Source organism: Flagellimonas sediminis (assembly GCF_010500845.1).
Taxonomy (GTDB): Bacteria; Bacteroidota; Bacteroidia; order Flavobacteriales; family Flavobacteriaceae; genus Flagellimonas; species Flagellimonas sediminis.
In genome coordinates this window covers 36,704-59,036 of the sequence record NZ_JAAAMI010000004.1, presented here as the reverse complement: position 1 = coordinate 59,036, position 22,333 = coordinate 36,704, and the positions used below count along the sequence as shown (strand labels likewise).

The window sequence follows — 22,333 nt, the reverse complement described above, 5'->3', positions numbered from 1 at the left end:
AAAGTGGGGATAAGTTTTGCATTGCTGATCTTATGGTCCCCATTGATTTCTGCCCAGGAAGATAATATCACTATAACAAAGGCCGAACGAACTCCTTCAGAGTTTTTTGCGGAATTGGAGAGACAATCTGGATACTCTTTTTTTTATCTTGAAGAATGGATGGGAAATATTGATGTCAATAAAGATTATTCCAATTCTTCTATAACTGTGGTATTGGATGACCTTTTTTCTGGGACTAATCTGAATTACTATGTTCTGGAAGGGGAGAAGCGTATTTTCCTGCTTCAGAATGGTATTATTTATGACGAATTGCCCGCCGCTTTCCTAGGTTCACAGGATAGTCTGATTTCGAAAACGAATAACATCGTTGCTCAAAATGCGCCTCCACCTACCTTTTATGCCGAAACGAAGGTACAGTCTGCGGACAAATTACCTCTGATTCGTATTGGCAAGGCCGATCAGCAAAGTTTAAGGGAAGCCTATACCTTATCGGGTAATGCAATCAATGACAGAACTGGTGAACCTATTCCCGATTTGGCCATTAGGGTAAAGGGCAAGGGAATAGCGGCCATTACCAATGAAGCAGGGAATTATACCATTGAATTGCCTGCCGGTTATAACGTTATTACGACCAGTGCCATGGGGATAAAGGATTCCGAAAGGGAGGTGATCATGTACAACAGTGGTACCTTAAATCTCAGTTTGGGAGAAAGCTTGGAGCAATTGGATGAGGTTGTGGTGGAAGCGGATGCCGTGAGCAATGTGGAAGAAGCCATTACCAGTAGTGAAGAAATTGAATCCGAAGAATCCAAAAACATTCCATTGGTATTGGGAGAGCGCAATATTTTGGAGGTGGCCAAAGCCTTGCCTGGAATATCGTCGGCTGGTGAAGGTGCATCAGGACTCAATGTAAGGGGAGGCAAAACCGATCAGAACCTTGTGATGCTGGACGATGCGGTAATTTACAACCCTACTCATTTCTTCGGTATTTTTCAGGCTTTGAACCCCTTTACTACGGAAAAGGTAAATATCTACAAAGGGGCCGCTCCGGTGGAGTTTGGGGGGCGACTTTCATCCGTATTCGATATTGAAACCAAAAATGGTAATGTCGAAAAAATATCTGGCGAAGGCTCTATCGGGCCTGTCACTGGGAATTTAGCCTTGGAAATCCCCTTTAAAAAAGAAACGTCTTCCGTGGTGGTCGGAGGAAGAGGAGCCTATGCCGACTGGATCCTACGTTCGTTGGACGATGAATCCTTGAGCAATAGCGAAGCTTCTTTTTTTGACGGAATCGTGAAATACCATCATCGGTTCAATGAAAACAGTGAAGTTCGTGCTACCGCCTATTACAGTAAGGACAAGTTCAGCATCACTTCAGACTCCCTTTACAATTATAGCAACCGATTGTTTTCAGTGCGTTGGGCACATCGGTTAAGTGATAGGACCAGTGGGGTACTGACCGCAGGTAACAGTGATTATGATTTTGGGATCGATTACGAAAGTGAAGGAAATAATGATTTTGAGTTGGATTATGCCATCAACGAATCGGAATTGAAATACAAAATAATGACCCGTTTGAACGAAAACCATGCCTTGGACTATGGCCTTTCTGCCAAATACTATTCCGTTAATCCTGGAAGTATTGAACCACAGGGCGATTCCAATGTGGCCCCTGTGGATATTGAACAAGAACAAGCGTTGGAGGGAGCACTTTTCTTTGGGGATGAATTCAAGGTATCCGATAAATTGTTGTTGAGTGTAGGGGCTAGGTACATGTTCTATTCCGCCATGGGAAAGGCAACCCAGAACACCTATCAAGAAGGCGCTCCCCGCAATGAGGCCACCGTTCAAGACACATTGCGCTATGATAGTGGCGAGTTCATCAAAATGTATGGCGGGCCCGAAGGAAGGATTTCAGCACGATATTTATTAGCGCCTGATTTATCGGTCAAGGCAAGTTTCAATAATTCCTACCAATTTATTCATACCCTTTCCAACAATACCACGGTTTCCCCGATCGATACATGGAAATTATCGGATTTGAACATCAAACCCCAAAAAGGGTATCAGGCGACTTTGGGATTCTATAAAAACTTCAAAGACAATATGTTCGAGTTAAGTCTAGAAGGGTATTACAAGAAGATGGATGATGTGCTCGATTTTAAGACAGGGGCCGATCTATTGTTGAACGAGAATGTGGAAACCGAAGTACTGCAAGGAGAAGGGAAGGCCTATGGAGTGGAATTTTTGTTAAAGAAGGACAAAGGGGATTTGAATGGCTGGCTCAGTTATACCTATTCCAGATCGTTGTACAAATTTGATGGCGAATATCCCGAGGAGCGAATTAACAATGGTGAATTCTTCCCATCTAATTTTGATAAGCCACATGATGTAAGCTTGATCGCCAATTACAAATTGACCAGAAGGTTCAGCTTTTCCATGAACTTCGCCTATCAAACAGGGAGGCCCATTACCTATCCTGTGGGAACCTTTCGCTTCAATAATGCGGATTATGTAATCTTTAGTGATCGAAATAAATATAGAATACCCGATTACTACCGATTGGATTTGGGAGTGAACATTGAGGGCAATCACAAGAAGAATAAATTGGCCCATAGTTTTATTACAATTCAAGTGTATAATGTTCTTGGTCGTAACAATCCATATTCCGTGTTCTTTGTAACGAAAGATGGTGAGGTCAAGGCCTTGCAGAGCTCTATTTTCGGGATCCCAATTCCCTCCATAACCTACAATTTTAAATTCTGATGAAGGTGCGTGCAATTATTTATAGAACCATTTTGGGGTTGATGTTGTTGACCGTGTTGGGAGCTTGTATTGATGAGCTTGACATAGAAACTTTTGGGGAATCTGATGCCAAAGGACTACTTGTGGTAGAAGCCGTTTTATCCGATGAGGTCATCACACAAAAAGTGTATCTAAGCCGCAGTGACAATCGCCTCGATTTGGAAACTGATACCGTATATAATCCCTATATACCACTGGGTAGCCAACCCTACGATTCAGTGGATTGGGAAGAAAGGGCAAGGGTGAGACTCTTGGGAAATAACGGAACGGAGTTTTTGTTCACAGAGGGGCAATCAGGGTTCTATTTTTCCAATGAACCTTTTGCTTTACAAATGGGAGTGGATTATGAACTGGAAATTACCACCAGTGGTGGAACGGATTATACGTCCGATCCCATTGCCGTGCAGGGAACTTCTGAGGTTACCAATCTTTATGCGGAAAGGGCCATTAGTAATTCTGGGGTAGAGGGAGTGGCCATTTATGTGGATAGCCAACCAACAAAAGGGTCTTCGGAATATTTGAAGTATACCTATGATGAGACCTATGAAATTGTTGCCCCTTATTGGTCGCCAAGTGAATTTGTACTCACAGATTATGAACCTTGTGCCTTGCCTTTTCCTACCTATAATTTGGAAGTGGTTGCCCGAGAGATAGAAAACAGGGTCTGTTACAATACCGTTTCCTCCACTACCATAGAACAATTGAGTATGGCAGGAAATCCAACGGGCCAGGTCTCCAAGCATATGGTTCGCTTCATCGGAAAGGATAATTTTATTATTTCCAATCGGTATAGCATATTGGTGCAGCAACAAGTACAATCACCTGAAGCCTTTTCGTTTTATGAAGTATTGAAGAGTTTTTCCCAATCGAACAATCCGTTCTCCCAAGTACAGCCTGGGGCTATTTATGCCAATGTGCATCGAAGTGATGGTTCGGATGAACACGTATTGGGGTTTGTAGAGGCCGTGGGGGTTTCCGAACAAAGGCTCTTTTTTAATTACGAGGATTTTTTTCCTGGGGAAGAATTACCGCCCTACCCATTTGTATGTAATCCGCAATCCACACCAGAGTCCCATACGTCCTATTGCACCTCTGATCCTGCTGGTAATCCCTGTCCGCTGTCAGTCATTGAGAGCGTGAATAACGGGTTGATAAGCTACTTTTCGGCTTATGATGAAAATTTGGTTCCAAATGCATCCTGTCCGGGTCCGTATGTTTTTGTTCCAAGGATCTGCGGGGATTGTACGCTGATGGGGTCCAATGTAAAACCTGATTTTTGGGAAGAATGAAGATGTTAAGACATATAGGGGCTTTACTTTTCCTTTCATGTTGTTGGGCGTGTCTAGACGAGTTCGAGATTAGTACGCTTGAAGAAGATGGACAATCTGGGTTATTAGTGGTAGAGGCAGTTTTAACCAATGAGGTGATCACCCAAAAGGTTTATCTCAGCAGGAGCGACAACCGCCTCGATTTGGAAACGGATACGGTCTATAGCCCATACACACCGCTGGGTAATAGGCCAATGGACTCTGTTAATTGGGAAGAAGGGGCAACGGTAACGGTACAGGGTAGCAACGGAACGGCATTTTCGTTTACAGAAGGGCAATCAGGGTTCTACTTTTCCAACGAATCTTTTGCGTTGCAAATGGGAGTGAACTATACACTCGAGATTACCACAAGTGGAGGAACGGATTATATGTCCGATCCCGTTGCCGTGCAAGGTACCTCTAAGGTTACCAATGTTTATGCGGAAAGAGCCATTAGTGGCTCTGGAGTGGAAGGAGTGGCCATTTATGTGGATAGCGAGCCTCTAGAAGGTAAAACGGAGTATTACCGCTATGCTTATGAGGAAACTTATAAAGTAGTGGCACCTTATTGGCAACCAGTTGATTTTGAACTTACTGGTTATGATAACTCCGTTTATCCACCCGCGTTCAATTTGGATATCGTGGAAAGACAAATTCAGAATAGAATTTGTTATAACACTGTTTCGTCTAACACCATAGAGCAGTTCAGTACTGCAGGTAACCCGGAAAGGGAAATTTTTAAACATATGGTACGATTTATCGGGAAAGACAATTTCATTATTTCAAACCGATATAGCATCTTGGTACAACAGCAGGTGCAATCCGTAGAGGCCTATTCTTTCTATAAGACACTGAAAAGTTTTTCTCAATCCGATAATATTTTTTCCGAAGTTCAACCAGGGGCACTTCTTGCCAATGTGTACAGAAAGGACGGGGTAAAAGAAAGTGTTTTGGGTTTTGTAGAGGCTGTTGGCGTCTCCGAACAACGGTTGTTCTTTAATTTTGATGATTATTTTTCAGATATGGAAATTCCCGAATTTCCCTTTAACTGTAATCTGAGCACCGCAAGAATATACAATGAGCCACCCCCTCCATCATGTCCTCAAGATTTATTGAGCAGGCTAGATAACGGCATTGTCACTTATTATGGGCTGTATGAAGAAGGTTTGGTGCCCAATGCATCATGTCCAGGTCCATATGTTTTTGTGCCAAGGATCTGTGGGGATTGTACCTTGATGGGTTCCAATGTAAAACCTGATTTTTGGATAGATTAAAAACTCGCTTATGAAGAAACATTTCATATTACTTTTCGTTTTTTGTGCCATCGGATCAATAGCTCAGGGGCAATATGTGATCAAGGATAATGAGGAACTTCAAAACCTGAAAAACCTCCCGGAGGAAAAAGTCTTTGTGCACCACACGGGGCCAGTTGTATTTGTTGGGGAATATGTGCATTATGCTTTTTATTGCTTCAATGCCCAGACCAACAAGGCAAGTAATATCAGTTATGTAGGTTATGTGGCCTTGGTGAACGAAAAAGGGGAATACGTTCATGAGGAGAAAATCCGGTTGGAAAAAGGCTTGGCACAAGGCGACTTCTTTCTCAATACCGAGATTCCATCTGGTCATTACAAATTGCTCGGCTATACACAATGGATGAAGAACAATGGTCTCCAACAGGTTTTTAAGGATGATATTGTCATCATCAATCCCTATCAAGTAGATCAGCAAGGTTTGCAGGGAGAACATATGGAATCTGAGGTATCCTATCAAGATGTGGTGAAGGTTTCGGATTCATCCATCATTCAAATAAGGTTTGATAAGGAGCAATTTGGTACCCGTGAAAAGGTGAAATTGGCGTTGAGAAATTACAAAGGTCCGTTGGGCTATGGCAATTTCACCATAAGGATCCAAAAAAAATCCCCGTTTCAAATATCCCAAAGTATGAATGCCATGGAGTATGGAACGGTGTATTTGAATGTGGCAAACCAAATTGACAAACAAGTAGGCGACAGTCTCTTTTTACCGGAGCAACGTGGAGAACTCTTGTTCGGAAAAGTAACCGACCAAGCCTCAGGGGAACCGGTTGATAATGCAAAAATGGTGATTTCCGTGCCCGGGGAAGAGTTTCTGCTACAGTTTGCCACAACAGACCCCGAAGGAAATTTTTATACGTATTTGAGGAAGGATTACAAAGTGCCCCAAACGGTAATCCAGGCCAAGGATTTGAGGCAACCCTTGAACGTTAAATTGTTGCAAACCGCAAAATTGGACGTTGCAGGATTGAATTTTGGTCGATTTACCCTGAAACCGGAGTATGCCGAAATCATCAAAAAGCGAAGTGTTTACAACCAAATTGAGAACCAGTTCTTTGCCGTGAAACCGGATTCAGTGTTATTGGGTCTTCCTATTGATCCTTTTGATGGTGGAATTCCGGAGACCATTGATCTGGATGAATATACCCGTTTCCCTACCTTGCAGGAAACCTTGGTGGAGCTCTTAAAATATGCGGGGTATAGGAACGGTCCGGATGGTGACTACATCCGTATTGCGCAAGATCTTCAGACCTACAATGAAAAGACCAATGATTTTCCGGCCATAGTCTTGATCGACGGTGTTTTTATTCCCCATCATGAAACCATAAAGGAATTTGATGCGAGAAAGATAAAGACCATCAGTTTGATCCGTGACCAATTTGCGTTGGCAGATAGGGATTATCAGGGCATGATGGTAATCAAGACCATTGAGGGCGATTTTTATAAAACCTACGCCCCTGAACATGGCATCAATGTACCGATCGAAAAACCGCAACCCAAAAAGAATTATTATCGCCAACGCTATGACATGGTGGATACCGCAAGCGATAATATTCCGGATTATAGGAACCTATTGTTTTGGGAACCCCATGTGGAGCTGGAAGGCGATGCCTTGGAGTTTGAGTTTTACACTTCGGACCTTACCGGCAATTTTGATGTGATCGTGGATGGATTTACCTCTTATGGCAAGCCCATTACCGTTTACAAAAGTATTTCGGTAGGGGATGAAAGCCAATAACGTATCTTTGGTACATACTCAACCTTAATTAAAAATACCCTCATGAAAAATTTCTTCCAAGTTCTCGTATTTATTCTGATGACAGGTAACATCACCTCAACCTTGGCACAGGAAAAATTGGATGCTTCCATCGTGGCAGATCTTCAAAAAACACCAAAATATGCTTTCGGTGTCACGGATGATTTCCATTTTAAAGGAGTTTTGGGCCTGTATGATACTTTGGTGGAAAATGGAGTGGAAATTGAAGCGTTCGAGATTGTGGTGAAGGGAAAAATTGTGTCCGAATTGGTAAAAGGCTCGGATTTGGAATCCTATTTTCAAAAATACCAGGGCAAGGTGCGGGTAAGCGTATGCAGTATGGCCATGAAGAAATGGAATGTTATCGCGGACCAATTGTTCGAAGGATTGATACCCGTGCCCACGGCCTCCATTCGAATGCTGCAATTGCAGGCCAAAGGGTATAACACATTATCATATTGAACCATTTAAGGATATAAAATAAAAAACCTTGCAACATTCTGGGAAAGGCAAGGTTTTTTTATGAAATATGCTTTGTGACCTCGGCAGGACAGAATTCGAACTTTTTAAAGAAAGATATTGAAATCATTTTAAATAAGTCATTTCATATCAGAAGAGCTTGATTTTAGCCCATCAAGGAGTATAAATATTCTCCACCTCATATGTCGTCAAGCGGTAAAGCTTAGAGAAATCGATGTGCTTGTCCACCGTGTTCGGAAGATGCCTAACTTCTGGCTTATCCGCCGCTTGCTCACACCCCAGGTGTAGAATTTGAATATCTATTTATTTTTGCACGTCTACCTGCTTGTTCGCCATGGTCCTCTTTGGCAAAAAAAGACCTTTGGGACTTTACAAACAGCACAAATCAAAAGTGGCTCACTTTCACTGGCCAGCTACACTCACTTTGACCCGACGAAGATGATATACTATGTCTGGCGTTTCCACTAATTCAAGGGTTAAACTAATATATTGAGATTGTCAGATTAAGTATTAACTAATATACATAAGTGCTCGATTTTATTATATTTATCCAGGGAAAATCCCTCCCCTTTAAGTGAGACTTTAGGTTGTATATTATTTATGTAGAATGTAGGACCTCCTGAAGGCTCCCTGTTACTTGTTCATGTATGTGACTACGTCAACTAAAAGTGTACTATTTTGATAATATTTAAAGAGACACTTTTGAGATGGAAGTTCAAACTGAGGGTATTGGACTTTGCAATAGATTATGGAAAGGTCAAGGAAACCTGTGAGATGTTCAATGTGAGCAGGAGCACTTTCTTTAGCTGGAAAAGAAAGTATGATTAGTATGGGACAGAGGGTCTTTTAAGGAAAAAAAGGGAAGCGGATACCTACCCCAATAGAATCAATCAAAAAACGGTTGATCTGATATTGGACCTTAGAAGGAAATACAAACTTGGCGCATGGCGTATCAAATGGTACTTGGAAAGATACCATGACATCAATATTTCTGAATCAAGTGTTTATAGGACCCTTAAAAGAAACGGTATCAAACCGCTCAAACGAGCAGTTACCAGAAAAGCGATGGGACCTAAACGTTACGCCAAGGAAACTCCGGGACACCATGTCCAAGTGGATGTTAAATTCTTGATTTTCCACACCAACGAAGGAAAAAAGATAAAACGATATCAGTACACGGCCATTGATGATTACACGCGTATCAGGGCATTGAAAGTATATGAAAGTCACAACCAGTCAAGTTCCATTGACTTTATGGATTATGTTGCCAATAAGTTCCCTTTCCGAATCCATGCAGTCCAGACAGACAATTGACATGAGTTCCAATCTAGGTTCAATTGGCACGTGAAGGACCTTGGCATGGAGCACCGTTACATAGAGCCAGGAAGACCACAGCTCACGGAAAGGTGGAACGATCACACCTCACGGACAAGAAAGAGTTTTATCAACTACTAGATTATTCTGATGATGTTGATTTGAACAAGAAAATAAAACAATGGGAAGACTTTTATAACTTTATAGAACACAAGGTGCATTTAAGGGAAAGACACCCTATGAGATTTTAATGTTTCACTTAAAAGAATGAGAGTTTATTGCCATTTTAGCTGAAGTAGCACACTAGAAAAAAAATCAAAATCTTGTCTATAAAAGGAAAATGGATCGCTCTAATTAGTGAAGCCAATCTTGTACAACATGATTTTTGATTCTTTTTCGCATACTGTAACATTATTTTTAAGAACGATTACCAAACGATTTACGATTCTTCTTATATTTATTTTCACCGCGCACACATTTTCCCAGACCAAATCTAATATTGTTTGGATCGTTTGTGAAGATATTTCCCCCTATATCGGGGTTTATGGGGATGCCACTGTGCGGACTCCCAATATTGACGCACTGGCAAGGGATGGCGTTAGGTATACGCGGGTATATACGACTGCTGGGGTCTGTGCCCCAAGTAGGTCCTCTATCATTACGGGAATGAACCAGATCTCCATCGGGACTTCCCATATGAGAACTACTCATAACAACTCAAAATTGATGCCCGAAGGGGTCCCCAGCTATTCGGCCGTGTTACCACCAAAAGTCAAGGCTTTTCCCGAGTATCTGAGAAAAGTTGGGTATTACACATCGAACAACGCAAAAGAAGATTATCAATTTGAGGAGCCCGTGACCGTTTGGGACGAAAGCAGTATTGGTGCCTCCTACCAAAACAGGAAGGCTGGGCAACCTTTCTTCAGTGTCTTTAACTTTGCCATTTCGCATGAGTCCCAAATCATTTCTCCTCCAGATTCCCTCTACTACGATCCATCTAAAATGGTGCTGCCCCTTTATTACCAGAATACGGAACAAATGAGGCACGACAAGGCTGCCTTGTATACTCGGATTGAGCAAATGGACAGTGATGTGGGAGAATTGATCCAACAACTAAAAAAAGATGGGGTCTATGATGATAGTTATGTGATCTTTTATAGTGATCATGGAGGCAATTTGCCCTGGATGAAACGTGAAATCTTGGAGAGAGGCACCCATATCCCATTTGTTGTGAAACATCCAGGATCTGAAATGGCCGGTACCGTGAACAATGACTTGATCAGTTCCGTTGATTTCGCCCCCAGTATGTTATCCATTGCCAGGGCTGATATTCCAGACTACTTGCAGGGCAAGCCATTTTTGGGCCCAAAATCGGGAAGTGAAAAGAACCAATATGTATTTGCCGGCAGGGATAGAATGGCGGATAAATATGATAGAGTTCGCTCTGTGACCGATGGGACCTTTAGGTACGTTTATAATTTTCATCCCGAATTGCCCAAATACCAGGATTTGGCCTACAGAAGACAAATGGTCAGCATGCAGGAAATCATTGATATGAGGGATGCAGGCAAGATTACCAATCCATACCTTTCGGACTGGTTCAATACGCCAAAACCGCAAGAAGAATTCTATTATACCACCAAAGATCCGGACGAAGTACACAATCTAGCAGACGACCCCGCATACCAAGACAAGAAAAACGAGTTGAAAGAAGTACTTTTTAACTGGCTGGAAGTTGTTGGGGACACCGGTAAAATTCCAGAAAAAGAAATGGTCAGGAACATGTGGTGGAAAGGTAAGGATGATGCCCCTATGACCGAAAAACCAGTCATAAAAAAAAGCAAGGAAGGTGTAACACTTTCATGTGCCACCGATGGTGCCTCCATAGGTTATCGAATATTCAAGGACAATGTAGCGGATTCCACCTTGGTACGGGACATAAAAACTTGGGACTTTTTCTACCTAATGCCACATAACAACAAAAAAACAGTGACCGTGCCCAAGCCGTGGAATGTTTACACCGGTGGTAACATATCACTCAAAAAAGGGCAGACCATTCAAGTCAATGCGCATCGTATAGGATATAAGCCAACAGAAATCATCTATAAGTTTAAATAAAATAACATGAAGAATCCTTTTCAAATCATACTGGTATTCGTAATGTTGTGGTCGTTCAGCATTACCAAAATACAGGCCCAACAAAAAGATGAAAACCAAAAAAGGCCCAATATTGTCTTCATTATCAGTGATGACCATGCCTATCAGGCCATCAGTGCCTATGGCGGTAGATTGGCCCAAGTAGCACCAACTCCCAATATTGATCGGATTGCCAAGGAAGGCATGCTCTTTGAGAATTGTCTGGTTGCCAATTCTATTTGTGGGCCATCAAGGGCTACCATACTCACGGGCAAGTACAGTCATAAAAATGGATTTATCGACAATAGGTTCGGTACCAAATTCGACTTTGACCAACAAACCTTTGGTGAATTGCTCCAACAGGCGGGATACAAAACCGGGGTGCTCGGTAAACTACATCTGGGCGATAAACCGACCAAAGGATTCGATTATATCGACATTCTACCAGGTCAGGGATCCTATTACAATCCCCTTTTCATCAATAATGAGGGACAATATCAATTGGAAGGATACACTACGGAAATCATTACGGAGAAAGCCATCAAATGGATTGACGCCATCAAATCCGATGACCAGCCCTTTATGCTGTTTTTGGGACACAAATCCTCACACAGACCATGGCAGCCGGGACCAAATGAGTTGGGCATGTATGAAAATGTAGAGATTCCAGAACCAAAGACTTTGTTCGATGATTACTCAGGAAACAGGGAGGTAGCCGCCATGAACTATATGTCCATTTCCGAAGCCATGAAAATGGCACAGGATATTAAAATAACGGACCAACCCCAAGCTGGTTTTACAGAGGAACAACAGAAAAAATGGGATTCTATCTATGGGCCTATCAACGAAAAGGTCAAGAAAGCTAATCTTAAGGGAGACAATCTGACCCGTTTTAAGTATCAACGTTACATGCGGGATTATTTGGCCTGTATTGCCGGCGTGGACAAAGGGGTTGGCCAAGTATTGGATTATTTAAAGGAAGCTGGGCTCGATGAGAACACTATTGTTATTTATACCTCCGACCAAGGATTCTATTTGGGGGAACACGGCTGGTTTGATAAAAGATGGATGTATAAGGAATCTTTGCAAACTCCATTACTGGTAAAGTTGCCCGGTAAGGTCAGCCCAGGAACGACCAATAAGGACCTGGTTTCCAATCTGGATTTTGCCGAAACCTTTTTGGATATCGCACAAACCGAAATTTCAGCGGACATGCAAGGGAAAAGCATGCTGCCCATTTTAGAGGGAAACACACCTAAGGATTGGAGAAAAGCCCATTACTACCACTACTACGAACATCCTTCCGAGCACGATGTAAGAAGGCATTACGGAATTACCACCGATAGATACATGTTGATCCATTTCTACTATGATTTGGATAAATGGGAATTATACGACTTCCAAAAGGATCCTAATGAACTGAACAATGTATATGGAGATCTATCCTATGCAAGCATCCAAAAAGAGCTTCACAAGGAACTTGAACAATTAAGGGTGAAATACGGGGACAACGATGCCCAAAACCGGCAATTCATTGAGGAATATTATGAAAAGGTCAAAGCCAACCCATTGGTTGAATATTGGAAACTTTCCCCCGAAAAAAGAAAAAGGTTGTACCAAGAATATTTATAAACACGAAATTAACCATATAGTCCAGGTCAAAACATCTTCATAGAACCAAGAACAATGGTATTAAAGCATAAATCGGCACTTTTTATTATCCTGTTTGTCTTCCTGATAGGGTGCAGGACCAAAACAGATGGAGCAAATGAATCCATTGGCATAACAGAAATAGAGGGGCCTCCAAAATTAACAGATTCACCGACCGAAGCACCAGAAGGTATGGTTTGGATACCAGGTGGAGAATTTATGGAGGGTGCCGTCGCTAAGGACAAAATGGCCATGATGCATGAAAAGCCGGCGCACCAGGTGCACGTTGACGGTTTTTTTATGGACATCCATGAGGTCACCAATGAACAGTTCGTCAAATTTGTGGATGAGACCGGTTACGTAACTGTCGCAGAACGGGAAATTGATTGGGAGGAAATGAAGAAACAATTGCCAGAGGGCACTCCCAAACCCCATGACTCCATTTTGCAGCCAGGGTCCCTTGTGTTCAAAAAAACCAAATCCAGTGTGACTAACCTATATGATTATTCGCAATGGTGGGAATGGAAGATAGGTGCCAATTGGAAACATCCCAACGGGCCGGAAAGCACTATTAAGGACAAGGAAAATGAGCCTGTGGTGCACATTGCCCTTGAGGATGCCCTGGCCTATTGTAAGTGGGCGGGAAGGAGATTACCCACCGAGGCCGAGTGGGAATATGCCGCACGGGCAGGCAAAAAGGACGAGCTGTTCTTTTGGGGAAGCGATGTCTCGCAGTTGAGTTCCCATGCCAATTCGTGGGAAGGGGAATTTCCGTTGAACAATACCAAAGAGGATGGATTTGAGCGTAGGGCCCCCGTGATGAGCTATCCCAAGAACGACTTTGGCCTTTACGATATGGCCGGAAATGTCTGGGAATGGACTAGCGACTGGTACAACACGAATTATTATAAGGAACTTGCGGACAAAAACGAGGTTACCCAAAACCCTAAAGGGGCTTTTGAGGCCTATAATCCCTCGAACCCATATGCCAAGGAAAAAGTGATCAAGGGCGGGTCTTTCCTATGCAGTGCCTCCTATTGTGCCAGCTACCGGATAAGTGCCCGTATGGCCACCAGTCCTGATTCGGGAATGGAGCATTTAGGGTTTAGGACAGTAATGCCGGTAAAAATGCCCAGAAACAAATAGCATCTATATGATTCCTCCCAAAAATCCTAAAAACGGAAAGCCAAAAAACAGTCTTTGAACACAAAATACACCAATATGAAATCCTAAAAGCGCCCATTCTATTTTAGCATTGCTGTTTCAGTTATACTCTTGACGGGCTGCAGTGGTCCAAAATTTACCGAAGAGAATAAAGGAGAATTCAATCTTGTACACCAACAAGTTGGGAAAAGTTTAGGGTATTGCTCTAAATCCGGGGTTCTCATCCTTGAAGTAGATCAATTGGCCTTCAAGGATCTAAATCAAAATGGGACTGGATTCCTATGAGGATTGGCGATTGCCCGTTGAGGAACGAGCCCAGGACTTGGCTTCCAAGATGAGCATTGAGCGAATTGCCGGATTGATGTTGTACAGTGCCCACCAATCCATTCCAGGAGGTGGGAACCGTTTTTTTGGTCCGGCGACCTACAATGTAAAGCCTTTTGCGGAAAGTGGGGCAAAGGCAAGTGACCTTTCCGATGCCCAACAAGTTTTTTTAAAGTATGACAACTTACGGCATGTATTGATTACCAGCGTGGAATCTCCCGGAGTTGCTGCGCAATGGAACAACAATGCGCAAGCCTTTGTGGAAGGTATCGGCATGGGCATTCCGGTGAACACGAGTTCGTATCCAAGGCATGGCAGCGATTCCTATGCGGAATTCAATGCAGGATCGGGCGGACAGATTTCCATGTGGCCCAGTAGCTTGGGCATTGCGGCCAGTTTTGATCCTGGATTGATGAAGCAATTTGGGGAGATTGCTTCCAAGGAATATCGTGCCTTGTGCATTGCCACGGCACTCTCCTCCCAAATTGATTTGGCCACGGAACCCCGTTGGTCCCGTTTTGATGGTACCATGGGTGAGGACCCTAAATTGGCCACCGATATGGCCAGGGCCTATGTGGATGGATTTCAATCTTCCGGTGATGGCGGTTGGGGCTACCAAAGCGTGAATGCGATGGTGAAACACTGGCCTGGGGGTGGTCCCGAAGAAGGAGGGCATGACGCCCATTTTGGTTATGGAGCCTACGCAGTACCTCGATGTCAAAAAGGTCATTGTGGTTACCGGATACCGGTTCCGAGATGGCCAAGGGCAGTCCCTGCCTATCGGTAAGGAAGAGGGCATTGGTGGTCCTGCCCTTTTTGCGGCCTTGGTATTCCACGGCCTAGCCTCCCCTGATGGCAGTGTGGCTGCCGTCAAGATCGACACTGGAGAGGTCGAACATGTCCCTGTACCGTTTTAAAATACCGATCCAACAATCCAGAAATGTCCCTGAACGGCACCATTTGCGATAATGGTGGTAGACCGATTGCCAACTCAGGACCTTTTGGGAGAACAGCGAGCTCGTGGGCAGGTACTCCCATTGCACGCCCGTCTTCAACTTGTAGAGTATCGCATTGACAATCTCGTACAAGGGAGCCGTTGGGGCAAAACCCCTTTTCGGTAAAGGTATGTGCGGAACTATCTCCATTTCTATGGTATCTTTTGTACATGGGCTATGGTATTTATGTTTGGCGACACAAATGTCCGTAGCCCTATCTTTCGATCCAAAAAAAGTTTAAATCACTTCTCATTAAGAAGTTATATGATAAAATAAGTAGAAAGGATTGTTTTGAAAGTATTTTTCCTATAAAGGTTTTCTGATTACAAGTTCTATCAAACCCTTTATTTTATGATGGGTAGAGCCTATTTTACTAAAAAATGTGAATGGTACCATGTACGGTTATTCTGAGATAAAAACACAGAATTATAGTCCACAATTGCCCGTATCAAAATGGCACGACATCATCGGGGAGAGAACACTAGCCGATGCCATCCTCGATCGTTTGGTGCATACAGCCTACAGAATAGATATAAAAGGAGAATCAATGAGAAGAAAATTGAAAAATAAAAACTAAGTTTAACCCACGGATAGATCAAATCTGGGCAGTCCATTTGCCCTGGTCGGTTTCATCCGGCGAAGGTGGGTCAGTTTACGCGGGCTTATCCAGACCCATTTCAAACCCTTCCTTTGTTCTAAATCCGTGGGGGGATTTATTGAAGCTATGTGTGCGAATCACACAATTTAAGCTTGTAGCTCAGCATCTATTTTTTGGAAACCATTTCAATCATTCCGTCCTTAAAGATTGTTAATTCTTCTCTAAATGCAACGAATTTTCCTTTTCCACTGTGCTCGAAATAAAAATGTTCTACAAAAATCAATAACCCTCGTTTTGCACCAATTTTGGATTTGCATCTAAATTGATCTGAGGAATTGGGAACAATACATGAAACGTTTGGGCAAGCTTACCTCTTTCAACAGCTTTAGATATGAATACATCTTGTCTAAGCTGGTCTTCCCTTCCTTTGCCTTCCCAGAAAAATTCTCTTTTTCTTTCATCCAATATGAAACTCTTCAAACTTTGTTTTGAAAAATCAGCAAGTGAGATTTCACTTGCTCCGGCTCTGCTGCGAACCTGATTTATCAAATCGATTGATTCTTGAACAGGTCCGTTGAGTTCGTTCAAAGCCTCAGCTCTCGATAACAAAATATCTGAGTAACGAATATCAGGGATGTCGTTTCCTTGCCCATCTCCCGATCCATTGGGATCCATGGGATATTTAGCAGGAAAAGAACGGTCGTTGCCAAAAAGCTGAATCTCATCCCCGGCCGTATTGGTGTATTCAGTAACAATCAAGTTTTTCCTAGCATCATTATCCTCGAACGATAATACAAATTCATCTTCAAAAAATATGATGACCGGATACAGCCTAAGGTCTCCCGGTCTAGGAAAATCACTTGGGTAAGTGAGCGCATTTATTTGGTTGCCAGCATCAGGAGCTACGTGAGGCAGTGCCCATACCATTTCATCATTGATTTCATTGTCCAAACTGAAAACTTCTTCGTAATCGGGCAAAAGTTCATAAACCCCCAAAGAGATGATTTCGTTTGCCTTTTCCGCACTTTTCTGCCATTCTTTGGTATTCAAATAATGTTTGCATAAGGTGCCAAGCGCAGCTCCTTTGGTCGCCCTACCTTCTTCAATTGCTCTAATTGGAAGGTTTGTTGACGCAAAAATCAATTCTTGTTCGATGAACGATTCTATTTCGGCCTCTGTACTTCTGGGTAGTAAAAGGTCTTCGTTAAATAAATCCTTATACAAGGGCACTGGGCCAAAAAGGTTATATAGCTTAGAATAGCTATACCCTCTAATAAAGCGAGCCTCGGCGGTAATCAGAGTTTTGAAATCTTCACTAAATGGGCCATTGTCAATATTGCTCAACACCACGTTTGCATCTCTGATAGCTGCATAATATAGGTCCCACTGCCCTAAAATATGTCTATTATTGCTGTCCCATGTGAAATCGGAAAGCTGCCTATAAAATATTTCAATGCTCCCGTTTAAGCTTGACACTTCTCCCGAAGAAAGTCCCGATAATGCATAAATACCTTGCTGGGGTATGCCGGGTTGCACTTGTATTGAACTGTATGCGGAACCAAGCAACGACCTAATTCCTTTCTCAGTGGCCAAAAATGTTTCGGGTTCCAGTTCGGAGAATGTTTCTTCCTCCAAGATATCAGTGCACGATGCCGATAGGGCCAGCACCGCAATTCCATAGTATTTATATAGTGATTTCATATTAGTAAATTTAATTTTATAATCCAATGTTTACACCCAAAATCCAGCTGCTTGCCAAGGGGTAGCTGCTATAGTCAACCTTGGTGTTATTTCTTCCAAAGGAATTGGCCTCTGGATCGAAACCTGAATAATCTGTTATGGTCAACAAGTTTTGTCCTGTCAAATAGAGCTTTAAAGAAGACAAGAACTTTATGTTGTCAACAGGTACTTGATAGCTGATGTTTATGCTTTTTAACCTTATATAGGACGCGTCTTCGACAACCAGTGAATTGACCCTTCCTCCACCGTATGATGAAGGATTGGTACCCGAAGGCCATATAGTGTTTGTGTTTTGGGGAGTCCATCTATCCAAGTATTGATGTGCATATCTGTTCAACCTAAACGTACCAGGATAGAGGCTTTGAATGGCATTGACATTTAAGAGCTCAACCCCCTCTTGACCTTGTATGAAAATATCCAGGGTCAAGCCCTTATAACTGAAACTGTTGTTTATCCCATATGTAAAATCAGGAAATGGATCCCCTAAAATGATTTGGTCATCGGGGTCGATTGTGCCATCTTGATCAGCATCTCTAAAGATTGGAAATCCAGGTTGTGCTGTAGGTTGCGGCGAATTGGCAATGTCATCGCCTTCTTGAAAAATGCCCGTTACCTCATAGCCGAAATAGGATGCCAACGGCTCACCTCTCCTGATTATGGCATTGTTTCCAATATCAGCTATGTTTCCCGTGGGAATCTCATCTATTCTGCCCAAATCGGATACTTCATTTTTGATCATAGAAAAATTTACTGCGGTAGTCCACATAAAGTCGGGTGAAGATACATTTATGCTGTTGATCAATGCCTCGAAACCTTTGTTCTGTATTTTTCCGACATTCGATAAGATAGAATTAAAGCCGGATGCCGAAGGTAAAGGCAAGTCAAAGAGTAAATCTCTTGTGTTTTTGACAAAAAAGTCTACCGAGGTACGTAGCCTTCCTTTTAGTATAGACATATCCAAACCAATATTGAGCTGTTCTGTAGTCTCCCACTTCAAATCGGGATTTGAAATCCTTGAAGGTCTTGTGGTGGTAATAGGTTGATTATCAAAAACGGCGTTTGTACTACTGCTGAAAGTAAGTAAGGAACTGTAGTTGCCTATTTCTTGATTGCCCGTCTGACCCCAACTCGCCCTAAGTTTCAGTTCCTCAAAAAAATCAGGTACAAAGACTTCATTTGAAAGTTTCCAACCAAAAGCTGCCGAAGGAAAATAACCGAATTTGTTATTCTCTCCAAAACGAGAAGAACCGTCAGTTCGAACCGTTGCCGTAAAGAGATAGCGATCCATAAGATTATAGTTAAATCTTGCTAGGTACGAGGTTAGCACATTTTCTTCTTTCAGGCTTCTTAGGTTGTCATTTCCAGTGTCCCCCAATGATAGATTGTTGGTTTCTATTATATCATCAGGAAAACCTCCAATGGTTCCCGAAAATTCCCTCACACTGAAATCTTGATAGGTAGCACCGGCCAAAACGCTCAAATTACTTTCAGAACCAAACTTCTTATTATAATTCATGGTAAATTCAACGAGGTTGCTGTTGCGTTCTAATGTCGAGACATTGGCAACCCCGCCCTGTGCCCTTCCGTTCACGGTCAAAGTAGAGTTATAAACATCTCTTCGGGAGTTCGACCTATCTGACCCAAAACTTAGTTTGGCATTCAATAAATTACTGATTTCATACTGAAAGTATATATTCCCGAGTGTGCGGTTTGTGAGGTTTTCGCTCAACACACCCTCAACTAAGCTCAAAGGGTTGTTCACGGTCAATTGGGAAGATTCGCTGAAATTGCCATTCTCATCAAATACCTGTTCAGTGGGGTCATATGAAAGTGCTGAAAAAATGGGCCCCGAACTGTAATTGAATCCAACGCCATCAACACTATTTTTGTCCTTGATATGGCTTGTATTAAGATTGAGGCCCATTCTGACCTTGTTGCCAAGTGTGCTCTCGTAATTTACTCGGCCGATATATTTTTTAATACCGGTATTTTTGACCACCCCATCTTGATTGTATTGGTTTAAAGAGACAAAAAACTTGGAATTTTCACTTCCTCCTGAAATTGATAAATTTCTATTTTGTATAATGGCTGTTCTGAAAATTTGGTCCTGCCAATCAGTACCGGCACCTATTTGTTGGATGTCTACTTGGGTGAACACAGGCTCATTGCCATTGTCTACAGCAATACCGTTGATAACATCAATATATTCTGATGCAGAGAGAAGATTTATTCTATTGTGAACTTGCTGAAACCCTACCGATTCATCATAATTTACGGTCAGTCTTTGTGCTGACCCCTTTTTGGTTGTAATCAAGACAACTCCATTGGCGCCCCTAGACCCATAGATTGCTGTTGCTGATGCGTCTTTTAGAATTTCAATAGATTCTACATCTTGGGGGTTCAAGGTATTTAAGGGGTTCCTAGGGTTTACGTTGGTGCCCATACCCGTATTGGGGTCAGATCCAGAAAGCCCTTGTGAATTGTCGATTGGAAAACCATCGATGACGTACAATGGCTCATTGCCAGCTGATATAGAACTTGCACCTCGCACCCTAATGGAAATTCCTCCTCCAGGTTCCGCACTTGTCTGGCTTATCTGTACTCCTGCTGCTCTGCCCACCAGCAACTGATCAACGGACACATTGGTACCGGGATTAAGGTCATCACTCTTCAAAGAACTCAAGGCACCGGTAAAATCACTCTTACGTTGGGTACCATAGCCGACAACAACCACTTCATCAAGGCCTGCGGCACTCTCCTCTAATATGATATCGAAACTGGTTCTTCCATTTACCTCGATTTCTTTTTTTGCAAACCCTATATAAGAAATCACCAAGGTGGCATTTTCATTGGTGACCTCCAACGAAAAATTACCATCAAAGTCAGATTGCGTTCCATTCGCGGTACCCTTTTCTACAATGCTAGCACCCGGCAATGGTTGTCCATTACCATCTTTGACCGATCCAGAAACCAATTCCTGGAACAGAAGAATACTTGTCTTCATAGGTAATGGCATTTTGGGTGTTGATTCCAACTTATTTGCTACCCCATGTAGGATTATTTGTTTCTTAAACACTTTAAAACCCAACCCTTCACCTTCAAACAATTTTGTTAAAACCGATGGCAAGGGTTCTTTTATTGCCTCAATTGAAACCTTGCGATCAAGGTCCACATCTCGTCGGTTCAATAAGAACTTAAAATCAGATATAGCCTCTATTTCCTGAATCACATCGGCAATAGTGACATTTTGCATATTCAAGGAAATCTTTTTGTTCTGTGAATAAGAATTCGCATTGATTTGGAATAGGGTAAGAATTAAGAAAAGTATGGTTAGTTTCATTTTCAACTTTGATAGCGAAATATGCTTACGCAAATTGTTTGGTTCTATGAATTTTTTCATAATTTCGAGTTAGTTATTTAATTTTTATAAATCTTTTTACCGAACCGGAAAATGCTGGCACATTTTTCGGTTTTTTATTTGAAGAGGCTATTTATTGTTTTGCATAACGTCTTTTTTTTGGATTATTCAATAATTATTTCGTTGTTTACAATTTTGTAATCCATATCATAGCTCCTACTGAATGATTGCAACACTTCATCAATAGATTCTATATCAAAAGAGGCATCAAAACGCTGTTGGTCTAAATCACCGTTCAGATTTTTAATGGTTACGTTATACTTTCTCTCCAAAGCATGTCTAATACTCTTGAAAGTGGCAAACCTGAAGATCAATTTATCCTGCATCCATGCCGTATGAATATAGGTATCTACACTTTCGATAGACATTTTTTGGGTTTTCTTGTTCCATTTACCCATTTTCCCTGGTTTGAGCTTAATTGACTGATAGTCTATCATTTTACGGTTCTTGATTTCAACTGACCCTTCTACAAGAACTGTTTGGATTTCGGGATTCTCTGGATAATAAGATATATTGAACATAGTACCCAATACAACCAGCTCAATTTCATCGGCATGAACTTTAAAGGGGCGGGCGGAATCTTCGGCGACATCAAAGTAGGCCTCCCCAGATAGGAACACCTGTCTATCTTGCCCCTTTAAAAATTCGACAGGATATTTTAAAGAAGTGCCTGAATTCAAATAAACACGGGTACCGTCTGAAAGAACCACATTAAACCGCTTGCCGTAGGGAACACGGATAGTATTGTAGGATAATGATTTTAAATTATGCGTATGTAAATAGACCAGCTGTGCACCATTTTGCTTACCAAGTACCTTACCATCTTTACTACGGATTATTTTACTTCCTTCCTCCGATAATGGTTGAACATCCCCGTTACTAGTTTCAATGATCACTGATTGTCCTATATTTAGGGGTTCCTGATGTCCACTCCTATCTAGATGATCTTTTAGAATATTATATCCAAGACCTAATAACAGTATGCCCACGGATGCATATGCCATAAGTTTCCTGGCCGTTTGTTTCATTAATCTTGTTTTATCCTTTTTAATCTCACTTAAAAGGTTCTTCTTTATTTTTTCGACATCAGGTTTGTTCAAGGAAATAGTAATTTTATAATGGGATTGTATATATTTTTGAAATTTTTTTTGATTTTTAGGCTCCATAATCCATTGAGACAGTTGATCCAATTCTCCTGATGTTGACTCGTTGAGGAGGTATTTAACAATATGATTTTCAATCTTGGAACTTACCACAACAATTCACATTTATGTAATGAAGACAAATCCATTTGATAAAACCCTAACTTAATATCAATATTTTTTTCATA

The 22,333-nt window shown here is 42.0% G+C and carries 13 protein-coding genes and 2 pseudogenes; 11 read left to right on the top strand and 4 right to left on the bottom strand.

Translation table 11 applies throughout. The features are described 5' to 3' along the window. The first annotated feature begins 3 nt into the window (after window positions 1-3). The 10 genes and pseudogenes from GTK07_RS09325 (at window position 4) to GTK07_RS09280 (ending at window position 15,039) form a co-directional block, all read left to right on the top strand. Window positions 4-2,766: a TonB-dependent receptor gene (locus tag GTK07_RS09325; protein ID WP_313790791.1), complete on the top strand. Its 2,763-nt coding sequence runs from the start codon at window positions 4-6 to the stop codon at window positions 2,764-2,766. Next, window positions 2,766-4,094 (top strand): DUF4249 domain-containing protein, encoded by a 1,329-nt coding sequence (locus GTK07_RS09320; protein WP_163634985.1) that lies wholly within the window; start codon window positions 2,766-2,768, stop codon window positions 4,092-4,094. Before GTK07_RS09325 ends, GTK07_RS09320 begins: the two co-directional genes overlap by 1 nt. Further along, complete coding sequence (locus GTK07_RS09315) at window positions 4,091-5,386, top strand: DUF4249 domain-containing protein (RefSeq protein ID WP_163635252.1); 1,296 nt, start codon at window positions 4,091-4,093, stop codon at window positions 5,384-5,386. Before GTK07_RS09320 ends, GTK07_RS09315 begins: the two co-directional genes overlap by 4 nt. Window positions 5,387-5,396: 10 nt before the next feature. Further along, window positions 5,397-7,166: a hypothetical protein gene (locus GTK07_RS09310; RefSeq protein ID WP_163634984.1), complete on the top strand. Its 1,770-nt coding sequence runs from the start codon at window positions 5,397-5,399 to the stop codon at window positions 7,164-7,166. 42 nt (window positions 7,167-7,208) lie between these two features. Beyond that, window positions 7,209-7,646, top strand: coding sequence for a DsrE family protein (locus tag GTK07_RS09305; RefSeq protein WP_163634983.1), 438 nt, complete (start codon window positions 7,209-7,211; stop codon window positions 7,644-7,646). A 720-nt stretch (window positions 7,647-8,366) separates the two neighbouring features. Beyond that, window positions 8,367-9,249, top strand: a pseudogene (locus GTK07_RS09300) (IS481 family transposase). A 107-nt stretch (window positions 9,250-9,356) separates the two neighbouring features. Beyond that, window positions 9,357-11,096, top strand: coding sequence for a sulfatase family protein (locus GTK07_RS09295; protein ID WP_051947148.1), 1,740 nt, complete (start codon window positions 9,357-9,359; stop codon window positions 11,094-11,096). A gap of 6 nt (window positions 11,097-11,102) precedes the next feature. After that, window positions 11,103-12,746: a sulfatase family protein gene (locus tag GTK07_RS09290; protein ID WP_036379439.1), complete on the top strand. Its 1,644-nt coding sequence runs from the start codon at window positions 11,103-11,105 to the stop codon at window positions 12,744-12,746. A 54-nt stretch (window positions 12,747-12,800) separates the two neighbouring features. Beyond that, the gene (locus GTK07_RS09285) at window positions 12,801-13,910 is read left to right on the top strand and encodes a formylglycine-generating enzyme family protein (RefSeq protein ID WP_036379437.1); all 1,110 of its coding nucleotides are present in this window, start codon (window positions 12,801-12,803) and stop codon (window positions 13,908-13,910) included. 283 nt (window positions 13,911-14,193) lie between these two features. Next, window positions 14,194-15,039 carry a glycoside hydrolase family 3 N-terminal domain-containing protein gene (locus GTK07_RS09280; RefSeq protein ID WP_394297318.1) on the top strand — a complete coding sequence of 282 codons (846 nt, stop codon included), beginning with the start codon at window positions 14,194-14,196 and terminating at the stop codon, window positions 15,037-15,039. Window positions 15,040-15,091: 52 nt separating this feature from the next. Here the strand turns inward: GTK07_RS09280 and GTK07_RS09275 are convergent, their stop codons facing one another. Next, entirely contained in the window at window positions 15,092-15,397 is a 306-nt protein-coding gene (locus tag GTK07_RS09275) for a transposase (RefSeq protein WP_394297317.1), read from the bottom strand. Between the two features lie 286 nt (window positions 15,398-15,683). Between GTK07_RS09275 and GTK07_RS09270 the strand changes: the two are divergent. After that, a pseudogene (locus GTK07_RS09270) lies at window positions 15,684-15,824 on the top strand (ATP-binding protein); the annotation flags it as partial. A 300-nt stretch (window positions 15,825-16,124) separates the two neighbouring features. Here GTK07_RS09270 and GTK07_RS09265 read toward each other — a convergent pair. The 3 genes from GTK07_RS09265 to GTK07_RS09255 all read right to left on the bottom strand — a co-directional run bounded on the left by GTK07_RS09265 (window position 16,125) and on the right by GTK07_RS09255 (window position 22,259). Then, complete coding sequence (locus GTK07_RS09265) at window positions 16,125-17,546, bottom strand: RagB/SusD family nutrient uptake outer membrane protein (protein ID WP_036386028.1); 1,422 nt, start codon at window positions 17,544-17,546, stop codon at window positions 16,125-16,127. A 16-nt stretch (window positions 17,547-17,562) separates the two neighbouring features. After that, window positions 17,563-20,925 (bottom strand): SusC/RagA family TonB-linked outer membrane protein, encoded by a 3,363-nt coding sequence (locus tag GTK07_RS09260; protein WP_163634982.1) that lies wholly within the window; start codon window positions 20,923-20,925, stop codon window positions 17,563-17,565. 182 nt (window positions 20,926-21,107) lie between these two features. After that, window positions 21,108-22,259: a FecR family protein gene (locus tag GTK07_RS09255; RefSeq protein ID WP_036379431.1), complete on the bottom strand. Its 1,152-nt coding sequence runs from the start codon at window positions 22,257-22,259 to the stop codon at window positions 21,108-21,110. Between the last annotated feature and the right edge of the window lie 74 nt (window positions 22,260-22,333).